A 24,503-nucleotide genomic window follows, 5' to 3' on the forward strand; every position below is an offset into this window, starting at 1 on the left:
ATGCTGCGACATGAGTAGCGCGGTGTTGCATGGAGCGCCGGCGGGCGCCGAAATGATTGCTGAACAATTTGTCCGGGCCCGACTGGCCGGGCAATCCTTGCCCCAATATCCGGGCGCGTTACCGACCACCCTGGCCGAAGCCTATCGTTGTCAGGAGTTCGCAATCGAGCGCTTTCCGGATCGCATCGTCGGTTGGAAAGTGGCGCGCATCGGCGCGGCGTTCGCCCAGCAATTCCCCGAAGAGCGTCTGGTCGGCCCGGTGTTCGAACGCAATCTACACACCGCGCGCGTCGGGCAGGTCGTCGAATTCCCCGTGATCGAAGGCGGCTTCGGCGCGGTTGAAGCAGAGATTGTGTTGTGCGTGGATGAGGATGCGCCGGCCGACAAGAAGTCCTGGAGCATCGATGAGGCTGCGGAGATGGTTCGCAGTTTTCATCTTGGTGTGGAGACCGCGGTCAGTCCGCTTGCCACATTGAACGATCTCGGGCCCGGTGCCGTCATCTCCGATTTTGGAAACAACTGGGGCGTCATCGTGGGGGCGAGCATCGGCGAATGGCGCTCCATCGATGAAATCGTCGCGCTGACCTTCATCGAGGATGGCTTCGTTGGACGCGGTACTGCGTTCATTCGCCAGGGTGCACTCGGTGCGCTGGCGTTCGCACTGAGCAAATGCGCCGAACGCGGCCGGCCGCTGCGAGCCGGCGATTTCATTTCTACCGGCGCGATTACCGGCGTGCACGACATTCGGGCCGGGCAGCACTCACGACTCGTGTTTGAAGGCTGCGGCGAGGTCGAGTGCCGCGCCGTTCGTGCCGGTCCGTATCTGTCGCGCGCCGCGCTCTAGCCGATGCCTGCCAGAGCCTCGCTGAGTCGGGCGGGGCTGTCGACCGAGGACAGCCGTGCATAGGCATTCTCGAGCGCCGCACGGAATTTCGTGTTGCGCGCGAGTTCACCACTGAAGACTTTCTCCAGCCCGAGGAATACACCGACATCGTGGGCTACATCGCCATGGCAGCTTTTCGCCAGTTCGGTGAGCTGAGCCGCAAGCGGGTCCATGATCTGACGGTCGTGACGGACCATCCAACGGATGAAATGAAACCAGGCCGCCAGCGGCACACACAGCCGCGCGATAGAGCGACCGGCCGCCAGGTTTTCGGCAATCGTCGGTAGAATCCGGAACGGCAGCTTCTGCGAGCCGTCCCACGCGATCTGCGACAGCAAGTGACGGATGGTGGGATTGCTGAACCGACGCAGCACCGCCTCGATGTATCGATCCAGGTCGAGCCCCTGCGGCGCGGCGAGCCCCGAACGAATGTCCTCGAGCATCATCTGACGAACAAACGTCGCGAGTGCCCGGTCACTCATTGCAGAGGAAACGGTTTCGTAGCCGGCGAGACTGCCGGTGTACGCGAGAGTCGAGTGAGCGCCATTCAACAAGCGCAACTTGGCACGTTCGAAACCGGCGACGTCGTCAGTGATCGTCACGCCCACTGAGGCCCAGTCCGGCTGCGGGCCGCGCAACTTGTTCTCGATCACCCACTGGGAGAAGAACTCACGTTGCACGGGCCAGAGATCTTCGACGCCGAGTGCCTCTTTCACGCGAGCGCGAAGTGCGTCGTCAGTCGCCGGCGTGATGCTGTCGACCATCGTGCAGGGGAAAGTCACTTCCTTCTCGACCCATGCAGCGAGACTCGGATCACTCGAACGAACAAACTCCAGCACGGCGCGCCGTAGCCGGTGGCCGTTGTCCGCGAGATTGTCGCAGCTGATGGCGTTGAAAGGCTCGAGCCCGCGGTCATGGCGGATGCGCAGGGCGCGAGCGAGGAAACCTACGAACGTCTTCGGCGCTTCGGGATGTTTCAAGTCGTGAGCGACATCCGGATGTGAGAAGTCCAGCCCGCCTTCCTTGTTGAGACAGTAGCCCTTCTCCGTGATGGTCGCGCTGACGACAGTCGTCGTCGGCGCAACCATTCGCTCCAGCACGGCGCTCGGCGATTCTGGCGCCACCAGCACTTCCTTCACTGAGCCGATGACACGAAACGAAGACTGTTCATCGAGAATGGCGATGGTGTAGAGGCCGGCTTGGGGTACGAGTGCGTCTCGCACGCCGGTACTGTGCAAGGAGACCTCGCAAATGCCCCAGCGGGGATCGGAGTGCAAAACATCGTCGACGTAACAAGCCTGGTGCACGCGATGAAACGCGCCCGGCCCGAAGTGAACGATGCCGATGCCGACGGCGGCGCGATCGTACGTGGGAACTTTCACGCCGCGGCTGGCGAGAGCCGCGACAGAGGCAGGTGCTAGAGTCACAGGGTCACACCATCTTTCCAGATTGCAATTTCACGTTGCTCGTTCAGTTCGTTGCGCGCGGGCTGACCGGACGCGGTGGCGACGATCAGCTGCAGGAATTCATCGGTTACGGTTTCAGGATCGGCCACGGTCAGCGCCTTGCCGGCGTCGAAGTCGATCCAATGCGATTTGTGAGCGGCGAGCGCGGAGTTCGAGCTGATCTTGAGGGTCGGCACCGGAAAGCCCAGCGGTGTGCCGCGACCGGTAGTGAACAACAAGATGGTCGCGCCGGCGGCGACCAGCGCCGTCGATGACACGCCATCGTTGCCCGGCGCTTCGAGCAGCGTCAGCCCTGGCTTGGTCGTGCGCTCGCCATAGCGAAGCACTTGCGTAACCGTGGCGTGGCCGCCTTTCTGCACGGCGCCGAGCGACTTCTCTTCGAGCGTCGTGATGCCGCCGGCCTTGTTGCCCGGTGACGGGTTCTCGTGCACCGGCTGATTGTTCCGCAGGAAATACTCCTTGAAGTCATTCACGACATGCACGATGCCGTCGAACACCTCGCGACTCGCGGCCCGCTCCATCAACAGCTGTTCGGCGCCGAATATTTCAGGGATCTCCGTGAGCACCGCGGTGCCGCCCGCTTCGGTGACGCGATCGGCGATCCGGCCGACCAGCGGATTCGCGGTGATGCCGCTGAAGCCATCGGACCCGCCACACTTCAAACCGACGACCAGGTCGTCGAGACCGCACGGTACGCGCTGATCTTTCTCCGCGAGTTGCACGAGCTCTTCAACCGCCTGCAAGCCCGCTTCCGTCTCGTCTTCGGTCGCCTGCGCCGCGAAGTAACGAATCCGTTGGCGCTCCGCTTCCGGAATCTCGGTGAGCAACTTCGACAGCTGATTCGATTCGCACCCGAGCCCCAGGATCAATACACCGCCTGCATTGGGATGCCGCGCGAGACCGGCAATCAATCGTCGTGTGCGATCCAGATCGCCACCGAGTTGTGAGCAACCAAATTGATGAGGGAAGGCCACGACGTTATCGATACGGCCCGCATATTTCTGTGCTGCCAGCCGCGCGATGCGTTCAGCTGTGCGGCCGACACAACCGACGGTGCAGAGAATCCAGATCTCGTTGCGCGTGCCGACCTTGCCATTGGCGCGGCGATAGCCAAGGAACGAATCGTTGCTCGCGGCCTTGGTTACATTCGATGCGACCGAGCCGCCGTACTCGTATTCATCCGTGCCGCTCAACAATGTTTCCAGATTATGTGAGTGGACGTGCTCGCCGACGGCAATGTCGGCAGTGGCCCGGCCGATGGGCCAGCCGTACTTACGAACCGTTTGTCCCGCGGCGACCGGGCGAATGGCCAGCTTATGTCCACGAGGAATCGGCACAGCAACCCGCACCGGGCGATCGCCGACAGCAATCGTTTCCTGCGCGGCCAGATCGCGCAGGGCCACGGCGACGTCGTCTTCTGTCGAGACTCGATAGACAGCGGGGGAGACAGAATCTGGAGAGTTCATGGTCTGCATGATGGCACTGATCCAAGGAATCGGGAAACCGGTGTCAGCCGCCACCGGGTTCTGGTACCGTTACTGCGCTCGATGCTGGACGCAGGGTATTCTGACGCGGCCCGACTTACAGCAGGTTATTTCGTCGATGGTGAAAAAATCGGCCAAGAAAACGATTCGTCAGCCGAGTCCCCCGGCAGCCGCCGTGCGGGCGGTTGTCGACACCCGGCCGGCGCCTGTCCCGGAGCCTGTCCCTGTCCCGGTCCCGGCCACGTTCCGCCGGCCCGCTGGGAAAAAGCACACCATCAATGACATCGCGCGGCTGGCCAATGTCTCGAAGAAGACGGTCTCGCGGGTGATCAATGAATCGCCGTTCGTCCGCGAAGAAACCCGGACGCGCATTGCCGAGATCATTCGGAGCACCGGCTTCACGCCCGATCCTCAGGCCCGCGGCCTGGCATTTCGCCGCTCGTACCTGATCGGTTTGGTTTACGACAACCCGAACGCGCCTTATGTGATCAACGTGCAGGAAGGCGCGCTCGGCGCGCTGCGCCGGGTCGGCTATGAGCTGGTGGTGCATCCCTGCGATCGCAGCAGCCCGGAATTCCTGAGCGATATTCGCCAGCTGGTCAGTCGCCAGAAGCTCGACGGCATGATCATTCTGCCGCCGGTCTCGGAAAACAATGCGCTGGCCGATGTGCTGCGAGACATCAGCTGTCCGTATATTCGCATTCTGTCGGCCGCGCTGGATGAGCCGCAGAACCTGGTTCAATCGATGGATCGTCAATCCGCGGCCGAAGTTGCGGAGCACCTGGCGAAGCTGGGGCATACGCGCATCGCCATGATCGTCGGTCCGCCGACCTATCGTTCCTCGCAGGAGCGTCTCGAAGGATTCTCCAACGCGCTCGCCGATCGCGGCCTGACGCTGGCTCCGGACTACATCGCGGAAGGCGCGTACACCTTCGAATCGGGCGCCGCTTGCGCCGAAATGCTGTTATCGCGCTCGCCGCGACCCACTGCGATCTTCGCCGGTAACGACGAGACTGCGGCGGGTGTCTATCGCACGGCGTATCTTCGCGGACTGCGCATTCCGCACGATCTTACGATCATCGGCTTCGACGACAGTCCGCTCGCCTCCCGACTTTGTCCCTCATTGACCACGATGAGACAACCGATTCGGGACATGGGACGGCTGGCGGCGGAGAAACTGATTGCAAAGATTTCGCGCACGGAGGGACCGTCAGCCGCGGCCACGACGGTGTTCCCGCATCTGGTGGTGCGCGAGTCCTCAGGCCGCCCAGCGAACTGAGGCGTCGAGATCCTTCATTGGATGGGTTGCGTCCGTCCAGCGAAAGTTCAGGGCCGAAGGGCACCGGCGCGCGAATTTTGCGCACGGTTCAGGTTTCCAGGGGTAGAGATTACTGGCGGTGGACCATGACACCGGTTACCATTTACTTCACTGGACCTGCCCGCAACGGCAGACGACATCAGCCATGAGCACACCTTTACACCTGCACGAAGATCGATTGTTTCCTGCCGATCCGGCCGTTCGCCAGATTGCGCGCCGTCTCTACGCCGAAGTTCGCGATCTGCCCATCATCAGTCCGCACGGTCACACCGATCCACAGTGGTTCGCGGGCAATGCGCCGTTCAGCAATGCCACCGAGCTGTTGCTGGCGCCGGATCATTATTTGTTTCGCATGTTGTACAGCCAGGGCCTCGACCTGAACGAGCTCGGCGTCGGCTCGCGCCGCGGTCCGTCGAGCGCCAACCCGCGCGAGGCATGGCGCAAGTTCGCGGCGAATTTTTATTTGTTCAATGGCACGCCGTCGTGGCTGTGGCTGAACTATGTGTTTGCGAAAGTGTTCGGTCTCACGGTGAGACTGGAGCCCTCGACTGCCGATCATTATTTCGACGTCATCGGTGCGAAGCTCGCGCAGGATGCATTCCGTCCGCGCGCGTTGTTCGAGCGTTTCAACATCGAAGTGATTGCGACTACCGAGTCGCCGGTGGACACGCTCGAGCATCATCACAAGATTCAGAGCAGCGGCTGGAAGGGACGCGTGGTCACGGCCTATCGCCCGGATGCGGTCATCGATCCGGAGCACGAGCAATTCAAGGACGCGCTGAAACGCTTCGCTGAAATCACAGGTGAAGATGTTTACTCCTGGAAGGGCTATCTGAACGCGCATCGCAAGCGTCGTGCGGACTTCATGAAGGCAGGCGCGACGTCGACGGATCATGGTCATCCGACTGCCGCGACCGCCGACCTCAGCGACGCCGACGCGCAACGCCTGTTCGATAAAGTCGCCAAGGGACAAGCTACTGCCGCGGATGCCGAGCTGTTCCGCGCGGCCATGCTGGTCGAGATGGCAAAGATGAGCGTGGACGATGGTCTGGTGATGCAGATTCACCCGGGCGCGTTCCGCAATCACAACCGCTGGCTGTTCGACACCTTCGGTCGCGACAAGGGCGCGGACATTCCGGAGCGGACCGAGTACGTGCAGGCGCTGCGGCCGTTGCTGGATCGTTTCGGTAACAGCAAGACGCTCGGCATCATCCTGTTTACGTTGGATGAGACGGTGTACAGCCGCGAGCTCGCGCCGCTGGCCGGTCATTATCCAGCGTTGAAGCTCGGTCCGTCCTGGTGGTTCCACGATAGCCCGGAAGGCATGCTGCGCTTCCGTGAGTACACCACTGAGACCGCCGGTTTCTATAACACCGTCGGTTTCAACGACGACACGCGCGCGTTCCTGTCCATTCCGGCTCGTCACGACCTGGCGCGTCGGGTCGATTGCGTCTATCTGTCGCGCCTGGTCGCCGAGCATCGCATCGATGAAGATGGCGCGGCTCAGGTGGTTCGCGATCTGGCGTATCGGCTGCCCAAACAAGCTTACAAGCTCTGACTGCGTCATTCTCGCAGGGGAATTCAAGTGTTCAAGAAAACGTATCACGCCACGCACCCGGACATGATGGCCGGGGCCACCACCGAGCAGTTGCGCGAGCGCTATCTGGTGCAGGATCTGTTCAAGGAGAATCAGATCGCACTGAACTACACGCATTACGAGCGCTTCGTCATCGGTGGCGTCATGGCGGCGGGGCAAGCGGTGAAGTTGCCGGAGCAGACCGAGCCGGCGTCCGCGAAGGGCAAGCCTTTCCTGGAACGTCGCGAGCTGGGCGTCGTCAACATAGGCAAGACCGCGGGCAAAGTCACGCTCGATGGCACTGTGTACAACCTCGCGCCCAAGGATGGTTTGTATGTTCCGATGGGCACGAAGGATGTGACGTTCGAAGCCGCCAAGGCAGGCGAGAGCGCCAGGTTCTATCTCGCTTCGACGCCGGCGCATGCACGCTTCGAAGCGGTGCACATCTCGATCGACAAGGCGGTGCCGCTGGAGCGCGGTGCGTTGGAAACATCGAACGAGCGCACCATCTATCAGTACATCGTGCCGGCTACCTGCAAATCCTCGCAGCTGCTGTTGGGCATGACGCTGCTGAAGAGCGGCAGCGTGTGGAACACCATGCCGCCGCATCTGCACGACCGCCGCTCGGAGATTTATTTCTATTTCGATCTCGAAGGCGAGCAGCAGCGCGTCATGCACTTCATGGGCGAGCCCGATGAGATGCGTAGCATCGTCATCGGCAACGAAGAGGCTGTCATGTCGCCGCCTTGGTCCATTCACATGGGCGCGGGCACTCGCAACTACAGCTTCATCTGGGCCATGGGCGGCGAGAATCTGGATTACACCGACATGAACGTCCTCGACATCTGCCAGCTGAAATAACATGAGCCAACCCGTTTCGTTTTCGCTCGCTGGCAAAGTGGCGCTGGTGACCGGCGCCAATACCGGTCTGGGGCAGGGCATTGCCGTCGCGCTGGCGCAGGCCGGCGCGGACATCGTCGGCATCGCACGCTCCAGCACGGTCGACACCGAAAGAGATGTGGTGCAGGCCGGCCGCAAGTTTCATTCGCTGTACGCCGATCTGGAGCGCAGCCATGAGGCGCATCAGGTCGTGGCGCGAGCCGTCGACACGGCGGGGCGGGTGGATATCCTGATCAACAACGCGGGCATCATCCGTCGCAACGACGCGCTGGTGTTCACGGAGCAGGATTGGGATGCGGCGTTGAATGTGAATTTGAAGACGCCGTTCTTTCTCGCGCAGGCGGTGGCTCAGCACCTGGTGGAGGCGGGGCGCGGCGGGAAGATCATCAACATCGCGTCGATGCTGTCGTTCCAGGGCGGCATCCGCACAGCTTCATATACGGCGAGCAAGAGCGGGCTCGCGGGTGTGACTCGCTTGTTGGCCAATGAGTGGGCGGCGTATGGCATCAACGTCAATGCGATCGCGCCTGGTTACTTTGAGACCAACAACACGACGGCGCTCAGGTCCGACGAGCAACGTAACAAGGACATCCTCAACCGCATCCCCGCCGGACGATGGGGCAGGCCCTCCGATCTCGGCGGCGCCGCTGTGTTTCTCGCCTCGGCCGCCTCCGACTATGTCCACGGCACCATCATCCCCGTCGACGGCGGGTGGCTCGCGCGCTGACGCGCACTGCTCGTCTCGCTATCGCTCGCCGAGGTCTCCGGGCTACAGAAGCTAATCTGACGCCTCAAATGGGTCTTTGCGCGCGAACGGTTTGGCATGGGGCGGGAATGCGCGCTCTCTGGTCCGGGCAACCGAGTCCGCCGCAGGCCACTGAGGCCTCTGCTCTTCTCCGAAGTCCCACTGAGCTGAATCGCTAGGGGAAACCCTTAACCGAGCGCCGACGCGCGCCACAACACACTTTCAGGGCGCGGTTTTCTTCAGACTCCGGCACTTGCGGCCTGAGAGGGGTCGCTTATGTCACTCATCCAAACTCGCAAACCGGTCAAAACCCCTAGTTCATGCCTGCCGCCGACCGCAGCCCTGCCATCGACGCGTCCGTCGCGCTCGATGCCGCCGCCCACGGGATCGCTATTGCGACCCGCGCTGGCGTGCAGGTCGGACTGGCGTACGTCAACGCCGCGTTTTGCCGGCTGACCGGGTACGAGCGCGACGAGATCCTCCACGGTGGCTTGCAACTGCTGGCGGGCGACGGCGCAGAGTCACCCGTTTATCCGCATCTGCGTGAGGCGATCGTCGCCGGCGAAGACTTCAGCGCCGAATGGCTCATCCACGGTCGAGGCGGGCGGGTGCTGTGGACTCGCGTGACCGCGCGCGCCGCCGATTCCAGGCAAGTCGTCATTACTCTGGAAGACATCACCGTTTACAAACGCGCTCGCGAATCGTTGCGTGCCAGCGAGTCCCGGCTCGAGCTCGCGATGGAAGCGAGCGAGCTGTCGATGTGGGACTGGAATGTCGAGCAGGACCTGGTCTCCTACAACGATCAGTGGCGCATTTCCCTTGGCATCGATCCGAGCGAGCTGGTGAAGCGCCAGGAGCTCAGCGACCGTTTGATGCTGCCGCCCGATGACAACGGCGTGCTCGAGAAATTCGAGCGTCACTTCCATGGCGGCACGCCGTACTTCCAATCCGAATATCGCCTGACCGCGCACGACGGCACGCACAAGTGGTTCATGGCGCACGCCAAGGTCGTGCGACGTGATGCGGCGGGCAAGGCGCTGCGGGTCATCGGGGTGCTTCAGGACATCTCACGTAGCAAACAGGATCAACGCACCGCGCTCGAAGTCGAGCAACGCTGGGAGCGCGCGATCCGCGGGACATTGGACGGCCTGTATGAATGGGATCTGCTGACCGGCCACGTCTGGTACGCCAGCCGGTTCCGGGACATCATCGGTTGTGCCGATGTGAATTTCGCGAATACGTTTCAGGCGTTCCAGAACGTGCTGCATGCGGAGGATCGCGTGGCGGTATTGAGCAAGATCCGCGCACATCTGGAGAATCAAAGCCGGCTCGACACGCGTTGTCGCGTCGTCACTCGCAAAGGAAACATTGTCTGGTGTCGCTTGCGCGGCGATGCGGAGCGTGACGCTTCGGGCCGGCCGACACGGCTGGCCGGTTCGCTCAGCGACATCAGCGCGCAGATCGAGGCCGAGAAGGCGCTGACCCGGAGCCAGGATTTCTACGGCACGGTGCTGGATTCGCTGCCGCTGTTCGTTGCGTACGCGGATCGCGATGAGCGCATCCTCTACGCGAATCGAATGTTTCAACAGTTCTTCGCGGTGCCGTTGGCCGACTCTCGTGGTCGCATCATCAAGGACGTCATCGGCGATCGTCGCTATGGCGCGATCGGCCCTTACGTGCGCGAAGCCTTGCAAGGCAAGACGCTCGAAGGCCAAGGTCGTTATCGGGATGCGGCCGGCAAACAGATCGAGCTGGAAGCGGCGTTCATTCCCCACTTCGACGACAACGGCGAGCTGCAAGGCTGCTTCGTGGCCGCTCGTGACATCACCGAGAAACGTTTGCTGGAAGCCGAGTTGCGGCAGAGTCAGAAGATGGAAGCGGTGGGACGGCTCACCGGCGGCATCGCGCACGACTTCAACAATCTGCTCTCGGTGATCATCGGCAACATGCAGTTGCTGACGCGTTCGTTACATCAGACGCCGCGTTTGTTACGACAGGCCGAGACCGCGCTCAATGCCGCCATGCGCGGTGGCGAGTTGATCAAGCGATTGCTGGCATTCGCGCGTCAGCAGGTGCTCGAACCCAGAAACGTCGATTTGAATGCCTTGATCGGCGGCATGTACGAATTGCTGCGTCGTTCGTTGACAGGCGATATCGAGATTCAGAGTCAGCTGGCCGCGGACACGTGGTTCACTCGAGCCGACCCGGGGCAGCTGGAGAACGCCGTGCTCAATCTGGTGATCAATGCGCGGGACGCGATGCCGGGCGGCGGCGTTATTACAATCGCCACCCGGAATGTGACGATCGGCGCGGACCGGCAGCCCCGTGAAGATGGCCTGACGCCAGGAGAGTACGCGCTGGTGGAAGTTGCCGACACGGGCGCGGGCATGTCGAACGAGACGCTCAAGCGCGTGTTCGAGCCGTTCTTCACGACCAAAGAGGTGGGCAAGGGCAGCGGCCTGGGACTGTCGATGGTCTATGGCTTCGTGAAGCAGTCCGGCGGTCACGTGCACATCGCCAGCGCGCCTCAGCAGGGCACGAAGGTGCAGTTGTATTTCCCCCGGTCCCTGGCGGACGCCGATGCGACGATCCCGGAAGGGACGGTGCAGGAAGATCTGCCGCGCGGCCATGAAACCATCCTCGTGGTGGAGGACAATGCCGAGGTGCGGGGGACTACGGTTGAAATTCTTACCAGCCTCGGCTATCGAGTGCATGAGGCGGCCAACGGGCCTCAGGCACTGGAACGATTCATGCGACATCCGGACATTGCGCTGGTGTTCACTGACATCATGTTGCCCGGCGGCCTGCTCGGCCCGCAGCTGGTGGAAAAGCTCACAGAGCGGCGCCCCGAATTGAAGGTGCTGCTCACCTCGGGCTTCAGCGACAGCAGTCTGATGCACCGGAGCGTGCTCGATGGCAGCGTCGTGCTGTTGCCGAAGCCTTATCAATTAGAAGAGCTGGCGCGACGGGTTCGCGGCCTGCTGGATGGAAAAGAGGAGAACAAGCGTGTTCCGGCGTGAGAGGAATTTGTTACTGGCGGTCGATGACGAAGCGGACTTTCTGGAGCTGATCGAGCAGATCGGCAAGGGCGTCGGCTGCACCGTCATCACGGCCGATAGCGCGGCCAGCTTCCGCGAACAGTTGTCGCAGCGGCAGCCCGCGTTGATCCTGCTCGATCTGCAAATGCCGGGCATGGATGGCATCGAGGCGTTGCGTTATCTGGCGCGCCAGAATGTGACTTCCGGAATCCTGCTGGCGAGCGGGATGGACCAGCGAGTGCTCGCGAGCGCGCGGCAGCTCGGCGAGTCGTTGGGCTTGAAGATGCTCGGCACCTTGCAGAAGCCGGCGATGCTCGAAGACATCGAGACGCTGCTCGCCAAACATCTCGAGCCCAGCTCGCGCATCTCCGTCGAAGAATTGCGGACCGCGATCGACGAGCACGAGCTCATCGTGCACTACCAGCCGAAAGTCGTGCGCGCCGCGAACGATTGGCACGTGCGCAGCGCCGAAGCGCTGGTGCGCTGGCGCCATCCGCGCTTGGGATTGTTATATCCCGGTGAGTTCCTGCCGCTGGCGGAACAGTCCGGATTGATCGTCGATCTCACCGACTTCGTGCTCACCGATGCGATTCGTCAGATCGGTCACTGGGGCACGCGCGGCCTGGATCTCGGCGCGGCGGTGAACCTGTCGCCGCGACTGGTGCAGGATCTGGAATTCCCGGAGCGCCTGTCACGCGTGTTGCGTGAGTTCGAAGTGCGTCCCGAGCAGCTGACGTTGGAAGTGACGGAAGCGGCGTCGGTCGACGATCCGGAGCTGGTGATGGATATTTTCACGCGTCTGCGCGTGAAGGGCGTCGGGCTGTCGCTGGACGATTTCGGTATCGGCACGTCGTCGTTGACGCTGCTCTACAAAATGCCGTTCAGCGAAGTGAAGATCGACGGCCTGCTGATCTCCGAGATCGCGCAGAGCAAGGCGGCGGCGACGGTCGTGCGCGCCATCGTCGAGCTGGCGCACAACCTGTCGCTCACGGCGTGCGCGGAAGGGATCGAGAACTCGCCGTCGTTCGAGTTTCTGGAGCAGTGTGGCTGCGACGCTCTGCAGGGCGACTTCATCGCGCCGTCGATGCCGGCGGCGGAGATCGAATCGTTCATCGACGTGTGGAACGGCGCGGATCACACGCTCGTCCCAGTGCTTCGCAAATGACCAAGACCTCGCGGCCGGCGCGATCGAAAGATCAGCCGCTGGCTGCGAGACGTTTTTTGTCTTTCGATTGACGCAGCAGATGTAACGGCGCCGTCAGCGTAATCCTCGTACCCGCGCCTGGCTCATCGAAACTGATCGAGCCGCCGAGCATGCGTGCGCGGTACTCCATGATCTTCAGTCCCATGCCGGGACGGCCTTGCGCGAGACCGGCGCTCAAGCCGATGCCGTCGTCGGCGATGGACAGCTGCAACTTGCGACCCGTCGAGCGCAGATCGATGTTGATCGACGTGGCACGCGCATAGCGGGCTGCGTTCGTCGATGCTTCCTGCGCGATTCGATACAGATGGGTCGCGGCCCCCTCTTCGAGATCGGGCAGTTTCTGACCGCCCATGGTGAACGTGCACTCCATGCTGTACATGTCGGTGCAGCGAGCGACCAGATGCTTCAACGCCTCGGGCAAACCGCCGCGTTCCAGATTCACCGGCGCCAGACCGCGAGCCAGCGAGCGTGTGCTTTGAATCGCGCGTGCCAGCAGATCGGTGATCTTCATGACCTGCGGCGAGTATTGCGGCGACTCTCGCGCCATCTGCATCTCGAGGCCTTTCATCAGCAGCGACAGACCGGTGAGCTCCTGGCCCAGGCCGTCGTGCAGATCGCTGCCGAGACGGCGCTGCTCACGATTGGAGATTTCCAGGATCTCCTGTTCGAGCTCCTTGCGCTGAGTCACTTCCTGCACGGTGCAGACCAGGCCGGACACATTGCCATGATCCCGCAACGGCACGTGCGTGATGGTGAACCAGCGGACCGAGCCATCGAGGCCGATCCACGCGCGCTCCTGATCGGTGAGCGGACGGCCGGTGCGCATGGTGGTGGCCGCCTGGCCTTCGATGTCGACCACATTCTCTTCGGTCCACAACTCCGACAGACGCCGACCGATCACGTCCTCGCGCTTCTTGCCCAGTGTTTCCAGCAACGCGCGATTGACGACGGCCAAACGATTCTCGGTGTCCACCGCGTAAATGATTTCGGGCAGGCTGTCGATGAGCGTGCTGAGCAGGATGCGCTGTTCTTCGAGCGCGGCCTCGGCTTGACGTCGCTCGCGACGATCGCGCGCTTCGGAGAGCGCGCGATTGACCACCATGGGCAGTCGTTGCAGCCGGTCCTTCAACACGTAGTCGGTGGCGCCGCTCTTGAGCGCTTCGATCGCGCGCTCCTCGCCGAGCGAGCCGGAGACGAAAATAAAAGGAATGTCGGCCGAGCGCTCCAGCACGATGCGCAATGCCGTGAGACCATCGAAGCCGGGCAATGTGTAGTCCGCCAGCACCAGATCCGGAGGCGTGCCGGCCAGCGCCGCGCGAAAATCGCTCTCCGACATCACATGTCGCCAGGTGATGTTCAGATCGTTCCTCGCCAGCTGCAATTGAATCAGCTCGGCATCGTTCGGATCGTCCTCGAGCAGGACGAAATGCAGCGGTTCTGTAGAATCCTTTTTCATAACGGTGGTGGTGCCCAATGGCTGCACGGGCGCGCCGGGTGTGACCGTATCACCCTGAGGGCACTGTGGAAAATGGGGATTGCTCCCTCCTTGTGCCCCCGCAAGATAACCGGTAAGGCTAGTAACAGGAGAGGACGCCGCGACGGCGCTCCATTCGAGGAAAGACCATGGCCGATCCAACAAGGATCCTGATCGTCGATGACCATCCATTCGTCCGCGAGGGTTTGAAGCAATTGCTTGCAGGGCAGAGCGAATTCGTCCTGCAGGGAGAAGCCGCGTCGGTTCAGGCCGCGCAAACCGCCATCTCCGGCGAGGAGCCGGATGTCGCGGTCGTCGATCTGGCGCTGGGTCCCGACGACGGTATCGAGCTGGTGCGCTGGATTCGCAGTGATCATCCCAATGTTCGAGTCCTGGTGCTGTCGATGCAGGATGAAGCGCTGTACGCCGAGCGCCTGCTTCGCCTCGGGGTCAGTGGTTATGTAATGAAGAACGTCGCAGGCACCGATTTTCTCGGCGCCCTGCGCAAAGTGGCACGTGGCCAACGTCATGTCAGTTCGGCCATGGGTGAGCGTCTGCTCAGCCAGGTGGCACGCGGCCGTTCTCCCGCGGCCGACGAAGATCCGGTGTCGGCACTCACCGATCGTGAGCTGGAAGTGTTTCGCCTGATCGGTGAAGGCATCAGCACTCGCGAAATCTCGCAACGGCTCGACCTGTCGATGAAGACGGTCGACGCGCATCGTCGTCACATGCGCGAGAAGCTGAACCTGCGCTCGACCAGCGAGCTTATCCGTTACGCCACGCAATGGGTGTCGGATAAGGGCGGCGCGCCCCCTAGTGGAACCCACTGAGTAAAAGCTACTAACGAGCCTTGTGGGAGTGTGACAACTGTCACGCTCCCGGTGTTCCCGGCCGCCTGATTCGCGCCCGAGACAACATATAAGTAGTTGCCGCGCTTGGAGTTATACACCCAAGCGAGACGCGCGCCACACTCCGGGTAAAGACGCTCACACCGCGTGCGACATTAGGGGAGTGGCTGATACCCCCTACAACGCCACTACAACACCATGCTGCCCACGATTCGCGTTGGGGCAGCTTGCCCGCTGCCTTCCCTTTTCTGTCGCCCCCTGCAGGGAACAGCACGGCTTTGAAGACTGCGAAAACATTCGACCTTCCGCTCGGCGGCGCCTCGCCCGCCGAGGCCGGGCTGCGCACGACGCTGCAAACGGACACGTTGCGGCAGTTGGTCGGCGCGGTCGCCGAATTCGTTTTCGTGGTCGATCGCGGTCTGCGCATCATCATGGCCAATCGCGGTCTGGGCGAGCGCTCGGCCGGGCAGCTCGAAGGGGCGCTGGTGACCGACCTGTTCCCGCAGAGCCTGCATGCGCGCGCCCTGTCGACGATGCATCGAGTGCTCGCCAACGGTCAGGTCGACGGCTACGTCGCCGAGATTGAAGGCAACGACGGTCAGTCCCGGCACTTCGACGTCCGTGTCAGCCCGATCCGCGATGAGCAGAAAATCGTCGCGCTCGCGGTCGTGACCAGCGAGACCACCGAACAGATCCGGGCGGAACGCGCCATCGCCACCCAGGCCCGCATGATCGAGTCGATGCTCGAAGGCGTCGCGGTGATCAACGAGCAGGGTGTCATCGAGATCACCAATCCCGCCTTCGATATGTTGTTCGGCTACCGTCGCGGCGAGCTCATCGGGCGGAACATGGCGCAGCTCGCGGGCTGGCCGTACGAGCAGCCGGAGCGTTGGCAACCGCTGTCAACGAAACAGGGCCGCTCCACGCAGGTCGAGTTCGACGGACGGCGCGCCGACGACACGCATTTCGCCGCGCTCGGCGTGCTGTCGCGTTTCGAAGTCGCCGGCCGCAATCACAGCCTGCTGGTGCTTCAGGATGTCAGCGAGCGCAAACAGCTGGAGCGCGCCATCCTGCAAGCGGTCAGCCGCGAGCAATATCGCATCGGTAACGATTTGCACGATGGTCTCGGTCAGGAGTTGACGGGCATCGCGCTGATGTTGCGTGGTCTGGCCGGTCGTCTGACCACGGAATATCCGACGATTCTGCCGGAGATCGAAGGCATTACCCGACTGGTGAACAGCTCCATCGAGAGCACGCGCGCGCTGGCGCGCGGCCTGTCGCCGGTCAATCTGGAGCGAGGCGGTCTGTCGGATGCGCTCGAAGGGCTGGCAATGCATGCTCAGGAGCTTTATGGGGTCGACGTCACTTGTACTCATCGTGTGAAGACGATTCGCCCGCTGAGTACCGAATTGGCCAATCATCTGTATCGGATTGCGCAGGAAGCGGTTCGGAACGCGGTCCGCCACGGGCAGGCGCGGTCTATACGACTGCATTTGCATGGGGCCCGCGCTAAGGTTCGGCTGACGGTAACCGACGACGGCATCGGCATGCCGTCCGACGCGGTGGACGCACCGGGCATGGGCCTGAAAATCATGCGTTATCGCGCGCGGATCCTGGGCGGCGAAGTTCGTTTCGAGCGTGGCGCACCGGAGGGTTCCTCGACAACCGACGAGGGCAGACGGCCAGGCACCCGCATCGTTTGCGAATGTCCGCTCGAGCCCGCGGCCGATGCCGCGAAGGCGCGCCGTCCCCGTAAGCGCGCCAGCTGAACAAGGTTTATCTAGGAGTCATGAAATGAGCGTTGGGCCTTCTCTGTTCAAACCGGCACACAAGCCCGCGGGTGTGTCCAAGGACCAGAAGCGCCGCGTGCTGATCGTCGACGACCATCCCATCGTCCGTCAGGGATTGCGGCGGTTGATCGAAGCGGAAGCGGATCTGGAAGTGTGCGGTGAGGCCGAGACGGCCCGCGAAGCAAAGTCGATGATTCGCGAGCAGGAGCCGGATGCCGTGATCGTCGACGTGTCGCTCAAGCAGGGCGATGGCCTGGAGCTGGTGAAGGACGCGCGCGCTCACTATCCGGCGTTGCCGTTGCTGGTGCTGTCGATGCATGACGAGGCGATCTACGCCGAGCGCATGCTGTCGGCGGGCGCGAATGGTTACATCATGAAACAGGCTGCTTCGGATCAATTCCTGATCGCGCTCCGGCGCGTGCTCGATGGCGGCATCTACGTGAGCGAAGCCGTCGGCAACAGCATGATCGAGAAGTTCGCCTCCGGCGGGGCGTACATCTCCTCGAACCCGGTCGACAGCCTGACCAATCGTGAGCTGCAGGTCCTGCACATGATCGGTAAGGGACTGTCGACCCGACAGACCGCGGAAGCCTTGAATCTCAGCGTGAAGACCGTGGAATCGCATCGTCAACGTATCAAGCGCAAGCTGTCGTTGCGCACTTCCGCTCAACTGATGCAATACGCGGTCAATTGGTATGCCGGGAGGGAGCCGGGCGCGAAGCCTTAATAGCTCGCGCGCGATCGCGCAATAATGAACTCATTGCAAGGACTGCTCGGCGGGAATCTCGTCAGCCTGGCCGTGGGCGTTGCCCTCGGCCTGGTGCCGGCGTTCTTTTCCCTCGCGATGCTGGGCAAGCTCCGTAGTCATCTGCGTCGTCGGCACGCGCAACTCACTGCTGCCAACCGACGCAACCAGTCCATTGTCGAAGGCTCGGGCGAAGGCGTGCTCGAACTCGACAATGTCGGTCATGTCCGTTACGCCAACCCGGCGGCGGCCAAGATGCTCGGCTATGAGCCCGAGGAACTGGCCGGCCTCGACTATCGTGTGCTGATCAATACTCAGGAGGACGGCGATTCGCGCACCGATCCGGTCCGTCGCGTCCGTTACACGACCGACATCATGCGTGGCGTCGGCGCGCTGCTGCGTCGGAAGAACGGCACGTTCCGTCCGGTCGAATACAAAATCCTGCCGGTGACCGAAGAAGGCGCGTCGGTCGGCACCGTGCTGGTGTTTCGTGACATCGGCGAGCGCGTGCGGCTCGACAACCTGCTGAAGGACATGCAGGCCACCGCCAAGGTCGGCGGTTGGGAATACGACGTCACCAGCAAACAATTGCATTGGACCGAGGCGCTGTACGCCATCCACGATCTTCCGGTCGGGCATCTGATCGATCCCGAGGCGCATCGCGCGTTCTTTCATCCTGAAGATCGAGTGAAGCTGCAGGCCGCCGAGCGCATGGCGCTCGATGCCGGTTTGCCTTCGGATCTGCTGTTGCGAATGACCAGCGCGCGCGGTCGTCACCTCTGGGTCAGAAGCATCATCAAGGCCGAGCGTCGCGGCGGTAACACCGTGCGCCTGCATGGCACGATCCAGGACGTCACCGACCTGGTCAGCGCGGAGCGCAAGCTGCGCGAAACGCGAGACTTCTACGAGCTCACCTTGAATGCCGTGCCGACGCCGGTGACCTACGTCAACGCGGGCATGATCGTGACGTATGCGAACCGCGCGCTCGAGGAATGGATCGCACAGCCGGCGGATGCCGTGCTGGGCCGGCCGCTGCGCGAGAGCGTCGGCGATGAGCAGTTCGCCGAAATCGAGCCGTTCATCAAGACCGTCATGGGCGGCGAGCTCGTGCACGTCACGCAGACCGGCGTGCGCAACGGCCGTCATCGCGAGTGGCAGAATCATTTCGTGCCGCAGATCGGGCCGAACGGCGATGTGCTCGGCTTCTTCTCCATCATCTACGACCTGACCGAGCAGAAGCGCCTCGAAGCGCGACTCCTGCAGGCGCAGAAGATGGAAGCCATCGGTCAGCTGACCGGCGGCATCGCGCACGACTTCAACAATCTGCTCGGCGTCGTCATCGGCAACCTGCAGTTGCTCGATCGCAGCGTCGCCGAGACGCCGACCCTGGCGAGAAAGGTTCACACCGCCATGCGTGCCGCCGCGCGCGGTGCCGACCTGACGCGTCGTTTGCTCGCGTTCGCGCGCCGGCAGATTCTCGAGCCGGCGGTGCTGGACTTGAATCGTCAACTGTCGGGCTTGAGCGAGCTGGTCCAGCGAACCATTGGCGAATCCATCGAAGTGCGTATGATCCAGGCGCATGATCTGTGGCACACCAGCGCCGACCCGGGCCAGTTCGAGAACGCGATCTTGAATCTCGCCATCAACGCGCGCGACGCCATGCCTCAGGGCGGCCGGCTCACGGTGCGCACTCAGAACGTCACGCTGGATGCCAAGTTCTGCAGCGACTATCCGTCCATCGAGCCGGGTGAGTTCGTTGCCATCAGCGTCAACGACAACGGCGTGGGCATGGAAGCGGACGTGCTCAAACGCGTGTTCGAGCCGTTCTTCACCACCAAGGAATCGGGCAAGGGCAGCGGCCTGGGGCTGGCGATGGTCCACAGCTTCGCCGAGCAGGCGGGCGGTATCGCCACTATCGAAAGCACTACCGGCGTCGGTACCACCGTCAGCATCTTCCTGCCCCGTTCGCAAGAGGAACAATCGGATCGCGAGGATACGATCGTCACCCGCGTGGCTCCCGGCGGCACCGAGACCATTCTGGTGGTCGAGGACGACGCCGACCTGCGCGATACCGTCGTGACCGCACTGACTCAGCTCGGTTATCGCGCGCTGGCGGCGGCCAATGGCGCGGCGGCCGTGCGCATTCTTTCGGGACCGGAACGAATCGATCTGTTGTTCACCGATGTGATGATGCCGGGCGGGATGCTCGGGCCGGCGCTGGCCAAACGCGCGCGGGAATTGCGTCCTGACATCGATGTGCTCTTTACTACCGGCTATGCCGACAACGCCGTGCTCGCGGGGACTGCGGGGCTCACGTCGTCGGATGTAATCCATAAACCCTATCGCAACGAAGATCTGGCTATGCGTATCCGCCATGTCCTCGATAGGGAGGCCCGTGTCGCCTGATCAAACCAATAAATTGCTGGTCATCGACGATCAGCCCGACCTCTGCGAATTCATTTCGGAGGCCGCGGCCGGTCTCGGTTTCGAATCCAAGGGGGTGACCGACCCGGAAGCGTTCCGGCGCGCTGTGCAGGAATTCCAGCCCTCGGTGGTGGTGCTCGATTTGCAGATGCCCGGGGCCGATGGCATCGAGCTGCTGCGTTATCTCGGCGAACGAGGCAGCAAGGCGCAGATCCTGGTCGCGAGCGGCATGGATCAGCGCGTACTGCAAACCGCTCAACAGATCGGCAAGGCCCACGGCCTGCAGATGCTGGGCGCGCTTCAGAAGCCGATTCTGCTGGCGGATCTCGAAGCGACGTTGCGCCAATGTTTGAGCAGCGACACGCCGATCAGCGCCGCGGCCCTGACCGCCGCGCTCGACAAGCGCGAGATCATCGTTCACTACCAGCCCAAGGCGACGCGGCTCGCGCCCAATCGCTGGATCGTCGAAGGCGTCGAGGCGCTGGCGCGCTGGAATCATCCGTCGCTGGGCTTCGTCTCGCCGGTGCGTTTCATTCCGCTGGCGGAGAAGAACGGCTTGATCCGCCGGCTCACCGAGCAGGTGCTGGAGACGGCGCTGTCTCAATGCCGCGCCTGGGATGCCGTCGGTCTGCAGTTGTCGGTGGCGATCAATCTGTCGCCGCAGTTATTGAACGACCTGGCGTTCCCCGATCAAGTCGCCCGCATGGCGGCCCAGGTGGGCGCCGACGCCCGCCGGATCATTTTCGAAGTGACCGAAAGCGCGGCCATGTTCGATCCGGGCACGACCATGGACGTGCTCACCCGCATGCGCGTGAAGAACTTCGGCCTGTCGATCGACGACTTCGGCACCGGTTACTCGTCGCTGAAACAGCTGTATCTGATGCCGTTCAGCGAGCTGAAGATCGACACCTCTTTTGTCCGCGATGTGTTCGCGCACGAAGATGCCCGGACCATGGTCGAAACGATGGTGCTGTTGGCCCACAAGCTGCGGCTGACTGCCTGCGCCGAGGGTGTCGAATCCCAGGAGGTCCTGGACTTCCTCGACGGCGTCGGCTGCGACCGCGCCCAGGGCTACTTCATCGGCCGCCCGATGGCCGGCACCGCCCTGGAAATCGCCGTCCGCGAATGGAACAGCAAGCAAAAATAGGCCTGCGGCCGGCGCATGCCCGACAAAAACCCCATTGCTGTTAACCTCTTAGCTCGCGATCGGAGACGATCCGGCACAGCGCGCCCGGCTTGAAAGCCGTCAGCGGCGTGCGCGCAGTGCCAAGCAATTGGCCGACATCCCTTGAGTTAAACCTTCTCGGGCCGCGCCGCATCGAACTCCACAAAGGCGGACGTAACACGCGAAGGAAGTAGAGGGCGGAACTTGCAATACGGCGCTGGCGCCAACGACTCGGTCCCAGTTGCGGACCCTCTGCTCTCCGACGTGAGCCTGGTTACGGCTGCCCGGGGTGGCGATATGCGCGCGTTCGAGCGCCTGTATCGCACCCATAGCGGCAAGGTAATGGGCCTGTGCCTGCGGATGACGCGGCGGCGGGACGTGGCGGAGGATTGCGTGCAACAGACATTCATCAGAGCGTGGCGGAGCCTGCAGGCCTTCGAGGGCCGCAGTGCTTTCGGCACCTGGTTGCACCGGATCGCGGTCAACGAGGTGCTGAGCCACGGCCGGAATCACGGCACGCGCTCCGAATCCAATGAAGATGCCATCGAGGATGCCATCGCCTCGCCGGGCGACAGCGACAAAGAACACGACGCCGGCGAAGTGATGGATCTGGAGCGCGCGCTCAGGACCCTGCCGGAAGGTGCGCGTCACGTGGTGGTATTGCAGGCTGTGTACGGTTACAGCCACGAAGAATGCGCCGACATGCTCGGCATCGCAGTCGGTACCTGCAAGGCTCAACTGCATCGCGGACGCAAGTTGTTACGCGAGCGCATGGGTCTGGCGGCGGAGGCGGACGATGAGTAACCAAGACAACGATCCGTTGAGCCAGATGCTCGCGTCGCTGCCCAAGGACGTGCAGCCGGAACGCGATCTGTGGCAAGGCATCCAGGCCGAGATCGGCAAGACGCCGGTCGTCACCGACACCGCGCCGGTCGTGCACTTCTCCTCCACGCGCTGGTTTCAGATCGCCGCGGGGGTACTTCTCGTGCTTGCCACGTCCTTCACTACGTTTGTCATCACCCGTAATTCGGTGGAGAAAGACGCCGCCGTGCAAATCGCTCGGGCCCAACAGCAGGCACCGGTGCCGACGGCCACCGCGCCGTTGAATGCGATGCCGGCGAGCTTCGGCACCGAGGCGTTGGGCGCCGATTATCTGAAGGCCCGCTCGGAGCTGGATCAGCGCTTCGCGGAGCGCATGAAGACGCTGCCGCCGTCGACGCGCGCCAAGCTGGAACGCAATCTCGCCGACCTGCGTCACGCGGCCAACGAAATTTCCGCGACGCTGGCCGAGAACCCCTCCGATCCGCTGCTGCAGGATCTGTTGATGTCCACTTATCAGCGCGAGCTGCAGCTGCTCGCCGACGTTAGCGAAATGCCGGCTTCCCATCCCGTGAGGACTGATCTATGACCGCCCCCATGTCGGCAGCGCTGCGAGCTGCCTTGGCCCTGATGCTGGCGGCGGCGGCATCCAACGCCGGCGCCGAGGAATTCTCCAAGACCCTGCCGGCCGATGCACGCGGCGAGGTGGAGATCGTCAATGTCGCCGGCATCGTCGAAGTCAGCGGCTGGGATCGGCCCGAAGTGAAGGTCGACGCCGATCTCGGCGGCAGCGTCGAGAAGCTGGATTTCCGCACCGACGGTTCGCGCACATTGATCAAAGTCGTGCTGCCGCGGATGAGCGGTTCGTCGGGCTCCAGCGACCTGCGCATCAAAGTGCCTCAGGGCAGCGGCCTGATCATCAATACGGTGAGCGCCGACCAGATCGTCAAGGGCGTGCGGGGCATGCAGCGCCTGCAGGCGGTCAGCGGCGGCATCGAGACCGAGTTCGGTCCCGGCGATCTGGAATTGAAAACCGTCAGCGGCGACATCCGCGCCCAGGGCGACGGCAAGGGCCTGGTCCGCGCCACCTCGATCAGCGGCGACATGGAAATCACCAAGGGCGGCCCGGAGCTGGATCTGAATACGGTGTCCGGCGACATGATCGTCACGCTCGATCGCCTCGACCGCGGCCGGATCAAGACCACCAACGGCGATCTGAATCTGACCACCGCGCTGGGCGAGGACGCCCGCGTCGATGCCGAGGCCATTAACGGCGATCTGCACTTCACCTTGCGCGGCGCCATCGACACCGAATTCGATATTGAAACGTTCAATGGCGACATCGACAACTGCTTCGGGCCCAAGCCCAGCCGCAGCCGCGAATACGGCCCAGGGAACGAGCTGCGCTTCACGGAAGGCCAAGGCAAGGGGCGCGTGCGGGTCAAGACGTTGAACGGCGGCGTGATGATCTGTAAGCGCTGAGGCAACAAAGTGTGACGTCTTTCGCAAGGTTCGCGATGATTCGGCAACAGCAAGGGCGGTCGGTTTGCATATAACGTCGGTTGCGCCCTCAGGCTCAATTGCTGAGGGGTGGCCGCAAATGTGACTAAGTGCCACGGCACCGCTTTGCGACAGAAGCCTGCACCGGGTACGATCCGCGGCGATGCCCGCAACCCCATCCGACAATTCACCCGCGCAACCGGCCTGGCGGATTCTGCTCGTCGATGACGAGCCGACGCAGCGTCTGATCGTGGCGCGCCTGCTGAAGCGCGGCGGATACGAAGTCGAGATGGCGGCCAACGGCCGCGAGGCGCTCGCCAAGCTGGAACAGGGCGACTTCCCGATGATGATCACGGACTGGGAAATGCCGGAAATGGACGGCGTGGCCCTGTGCCGGGCGGTGCGCGCCAAGGAGCGCGGCTACACCTACATCATTCTGCTCACTTCGCGCGATGCCATCGAGCACCTGGTCGCGGGATTGCAGTCCGGCGCCGACGATTACCTGATCAAGCCCGTGGTCGAGCCGGAGCTGATCGCCCGGCTGAATACCGGCCGGCGCATCGTTACGCTGGAGCGCTCGCTGCGCGCGGCCAACGAAGAAAACCGCCGGTTGTCGATTACCGACCCGCTGACGGGCGTCCACAATCGTCGTTTCCTGATGGAACAACTGCCGCGGGAGATCGATCGCGCGGCCCGTTATGGCCGCCAGCTCGCAGCCATCATGTGCGACGTCGACTTCTTCAAGCGGATCAACGATACGCACGGTCACCTGACCGGCGACGAAGTGTTGAAGTGGTTCGCCAACGCGCTCAAGAGCGGCGTGCGCACCAGCGACTGGATCGCCCGCTACGGTGGCGAGGAATTCGTGATCGTGTTGCCGGAAACGAATGTCGGCAACGCCTCCACGGCGGCCGAGCATCTGCGCAAACACATCGCCGAGCAGCCGTTCAAGCTGGCCGACCAGGAGTTCACGGTGTCCGCCAGCTTCGGCGTATCCGGCTGGCAGGATAAGGTGCCGCAGGGTGCGACACTCGACAGTCTGATGGCTCGATGCGACGCGGGGGTGTACGCCAGCAAGGCCGCCGGCCGGAATCGCATCACCACCGAAAGCCAGGACTGATCGG

General features: G+C 62.8%; 19 protein-coding genes. 16 read left to right on the plus strand and 3 right to left on the minus strand.

Annotated features, from left to right (window positions below; genetic code table 11):
- Positions 1-10: 10 nt before the first annotated feature.
- Positions 11-844, plus strand: coding sequence for a 2-keto-4-pentenoate hydratase (locus EKO19_RS08090; protein ID WP_129775816.1), 834 nt, complete (start codon positions 11-13; stop codon positions 842-844).
- Here the strand turns inward: EKO19_RS08090 and EKO19_RS08095 are convergent.
- Together EKO19_RS08095 and EKO19_RS08100 are read right to left on the minus strand one after the other, a co-directional pair.
- Positions 841-2,310: a mannitol dehydrogenase family protein gene (locus tag EKO19_RS08095; protein ID WP_217705177.1), complete on the minus strand. Its 1,470-nt coding sequence runs from the start codon at positions 2,308-2,310 to the stop codon at positions 841-843. The two genes, EKO19_RS08090 and EKO19_RS08095, sit on opposite strands and share 4 nt — an antisense overlap.
- Positions 2,307-3,815: a UxaA family hydrolase gene (locus EKO19_RS08100; protein ID WP_175596982.1), complete on the minus strand. Its 1,509-nt coding sequence runs from the start codon at positions 3,813-3,815 to the stop codon at positions 2,307-2,309. Before EKO19_RS08100 ends, EKO19_RS08095 begins: the two co-directional genes overlap by 4 nt.
- A gap of 136 nt (positions 3,816-3,951) precedes the next feature.
- Here EKO19_RS08100 and EKO19_RS08105 point away from each other — a divergent pair, with 136 nt between their 5' ends.
- The 6 genes from EKO19_RS08105 to EKO19_RS08130 all read left to right on the plus strand — a co-directional run bounded on the left by EKO19_RS08105 (position 3,952) and on the right by EKO19_RS08130 (position 12,575).
- Positions 3,952-5,112 carry a LacI family DNA-binding transcriptional regulator gene (locus EKO19_RS08105; protein ID WP_129775818.1) on the plus strand — a complete coding sequence of 387 codons (1,161 nt, stop codon included), beginning with the start codon at positions 3,952-3,954 and terminating at the stop codon, positions 5,110-5,112.
- 184 nt (positions 5,113-5,296) lie between these two features.
- Complete coding sequence (gene uxaC, locus EKO19_RS08110) at positions 5,297-6,709, plus strand: glucuronate isomerase (RefSeq protein WP_129775819.1); 1,413 nt, start codon at positions 5,297-5,299, stop codon at positions 6,707-6,709.
- A gap of 27 nt (positions 6,710-6,736) precedes the next feature.
- Entirely contained in the window at positions 6,737-7,588 is an 852-nt protein-coding gene (kduI, locus tag EKO19_RS08115) for a 5-dehydro-4-deoxy-D-glucuronate isomerase (protein WP_129775820.1), read from the plus strand.
- 1 nt (position 7,589) lies between these two features.
- Positions 7,590-8,354 carry a 2-dehydro-3-deoxy-D-gluconate 5-dehydrogenase KduD gene (gene kduD, locus EKO19_RS08120; RefSeq protein WP_129775821.1) on the plus strand — a complete coding sequence of 255 codons (765 nt, stop codon included), beginning with the start codon at positions 7,590-7,592 and terminating at the stop codon, positions 8,352-8,354.
- 338 nt (positions 8,355-8,692) lie between these two features.
- On the plus strand, positions 8,693-11,392 hold the full coding sequence (locus EKO19_RS08125) for a hybrid sensor histidine kinase/response regulator (protein WP_129775822.1): 2,700 nt from the start codon (positions 8,693-8,695) through the stop codon (positions 11,390-11,392).
- A complete protein-coding gene (locus tag EKO19_RS08130) occupies positions 11,379-12,575 on the plus strand; it encodes an EAL domain-containing response regulator (protein WP_175596983.1) in 1,197 nt (398 codons plus the stop codon). The genes EKO19_RS08125 and EKO19_RS08130 overlap by 14 nt, the downstream gene beginning before the upstream one ends.
- Before the next feature lie 31 nt (positions 12,576-12,606).
- Here the strand turns inward: EKO19_RS08130 and EKO19_RS08135 are convergent, their stop codons facing one another.
- Complete coding sequence (locus EKO19_RS08135; RefSeq protein ID WP_175596984.1) at positions 12,607-14,070, minus strand: hybrid sensor histidine kinase/response regulator; 1,464 nt, start codon at positions 14,068-14,070, stop codon at positions 12,607-12,609.
- A 167-nt stretch (positions 14,071-14,237) separates the two neighbouring features.
- Here EKO19_RS08135 and EKO19_RS08140 point away from each other — a divergent pair, with 167 nt between their 5' ends.
- From EKO19_RS08140 to EKO19_RS08180, 9 genes are all read left to right on the plus strand, one after another.
- Positions 14,238-14,918: a response regulator gene (locus EKO19_RS08140; RefSeq protein ID WP_129775825.1), complete on the plus strand. Its 681-nt coding sequence runs from the start codon at positions 14,238-14,240 to the stop codon at positions 14,916-14,918.
- A gap of 296 nt (positions 14,919-15,214) precedes the next feature.
- Positions 15,215-16,705 carry a PAS domain-containing sensor histidine kinase gene (locus EKO19_RS08145; protein WP_129775826.1) on the plus strand — a complete coding sequence of 497 codons (1,491 nt, stop codon included), beginning with the start codon at positions 15,215-15,217 and terminating at the stop codon, positions 16,703-16,705.
- A 25-nt stretch (positions 16,706-16,730) separates the two neighbouring features.
- Positions 16,731-17,453 carry a response regulator gene (locus EKO19_RS08150; protein ID WP_129775827.1) on the plus strand — a complete coding sequence of 241 codons (723 nt, stop codon included), beginning with the start codon at positions 16,731-16,733 and terminating at the stop codon, positions 17,451-17,453.
- 24 nt (positions 17,454-17,477) lie between these two features.
- Positions 17,478-19,877: a PAS domain-containing protein gene (locus EKO19_RS08155; protein WP_129775828.1), complete on the plus strand. Its 2,400-nt coding sequence runs from the start codon at positions 17,478-17,480 to the stop codon at positions 19,875-19,877.
- Positions 19,867-21,042: an EAL domain-containing response regulator gene (locus tag EKO19_RS08160; protein ID WP_175596985.1), complete on the plus strand. Its 1,176-nt coding sequence runs from the start codon at positions 19,867-19,869 to the stop codon at positions 21,040-21,042. Before EKO19_RS08155 ends, EKO19_RS08160 begins: the two co-directional genes overlap by 11 nt.
- A gap of 282 nt (positions 21,043-21,324) precedes the next feature.
- A complete protein-coding gene (locus EKO19_RS08165; RefSeq protein ID WP_281281044.1) occupies positions 21,325-21,864 on the plus strand; it encodes an RNA polymerase sigma factor in 540 nt (179 codons plus the stop codon).
- Entirely contained in the window at positions 21,857-22,468 is a 612-nt protein-coding gene (locus EKO19_RS08170) for a hypothetical protein (RefSeq protein ID WP_129775831.1), read from the plus strand. The genes EKO19_RS08165 and EKO19_RS08170 overlap by 8 nt, the downstream gene beginning before the upstream one ends.
- Positions 22,465-23,361, plus strand: a complete 897-nt coding sequence (locus EKO19_RS08175) for a DUF4097 family beta strand repeat-containing protein (RefSeq protein WP_129775832.1) — start codon at positions 22,465-22,467, stop codon at positions 23,359-23,361. Before EKO19_RS08170 ends, EKO19_RS08175 begins: the two co-directional genes overlap by 4 nt.
- 181 nt (positions 23,362-23,542) lie before the next feature.
- A complete protein-coding gene (locus tag EKO19_RS08180; RefSeq protein WP_129775833.1) occupies positions 23,543-24,499 on the plus strand; it encodes a diguanylate cyclase in 957 nt (318 codons plus the stop codon).
- Positions 24,500-24,503: the final 4 nt, after the last annotated feature.

The organism is Peristeroidobacter soli (assembly GCF_004138485.1).
In the GTDB taxonomy this organism is placed as follows: domain Bacteria; phylum Pseudomonadota; class Gammaproteobacteria; order Steroidobacterales; family Steroidobacteraceae; genus Steroidobacter; species Steroidobacter soli.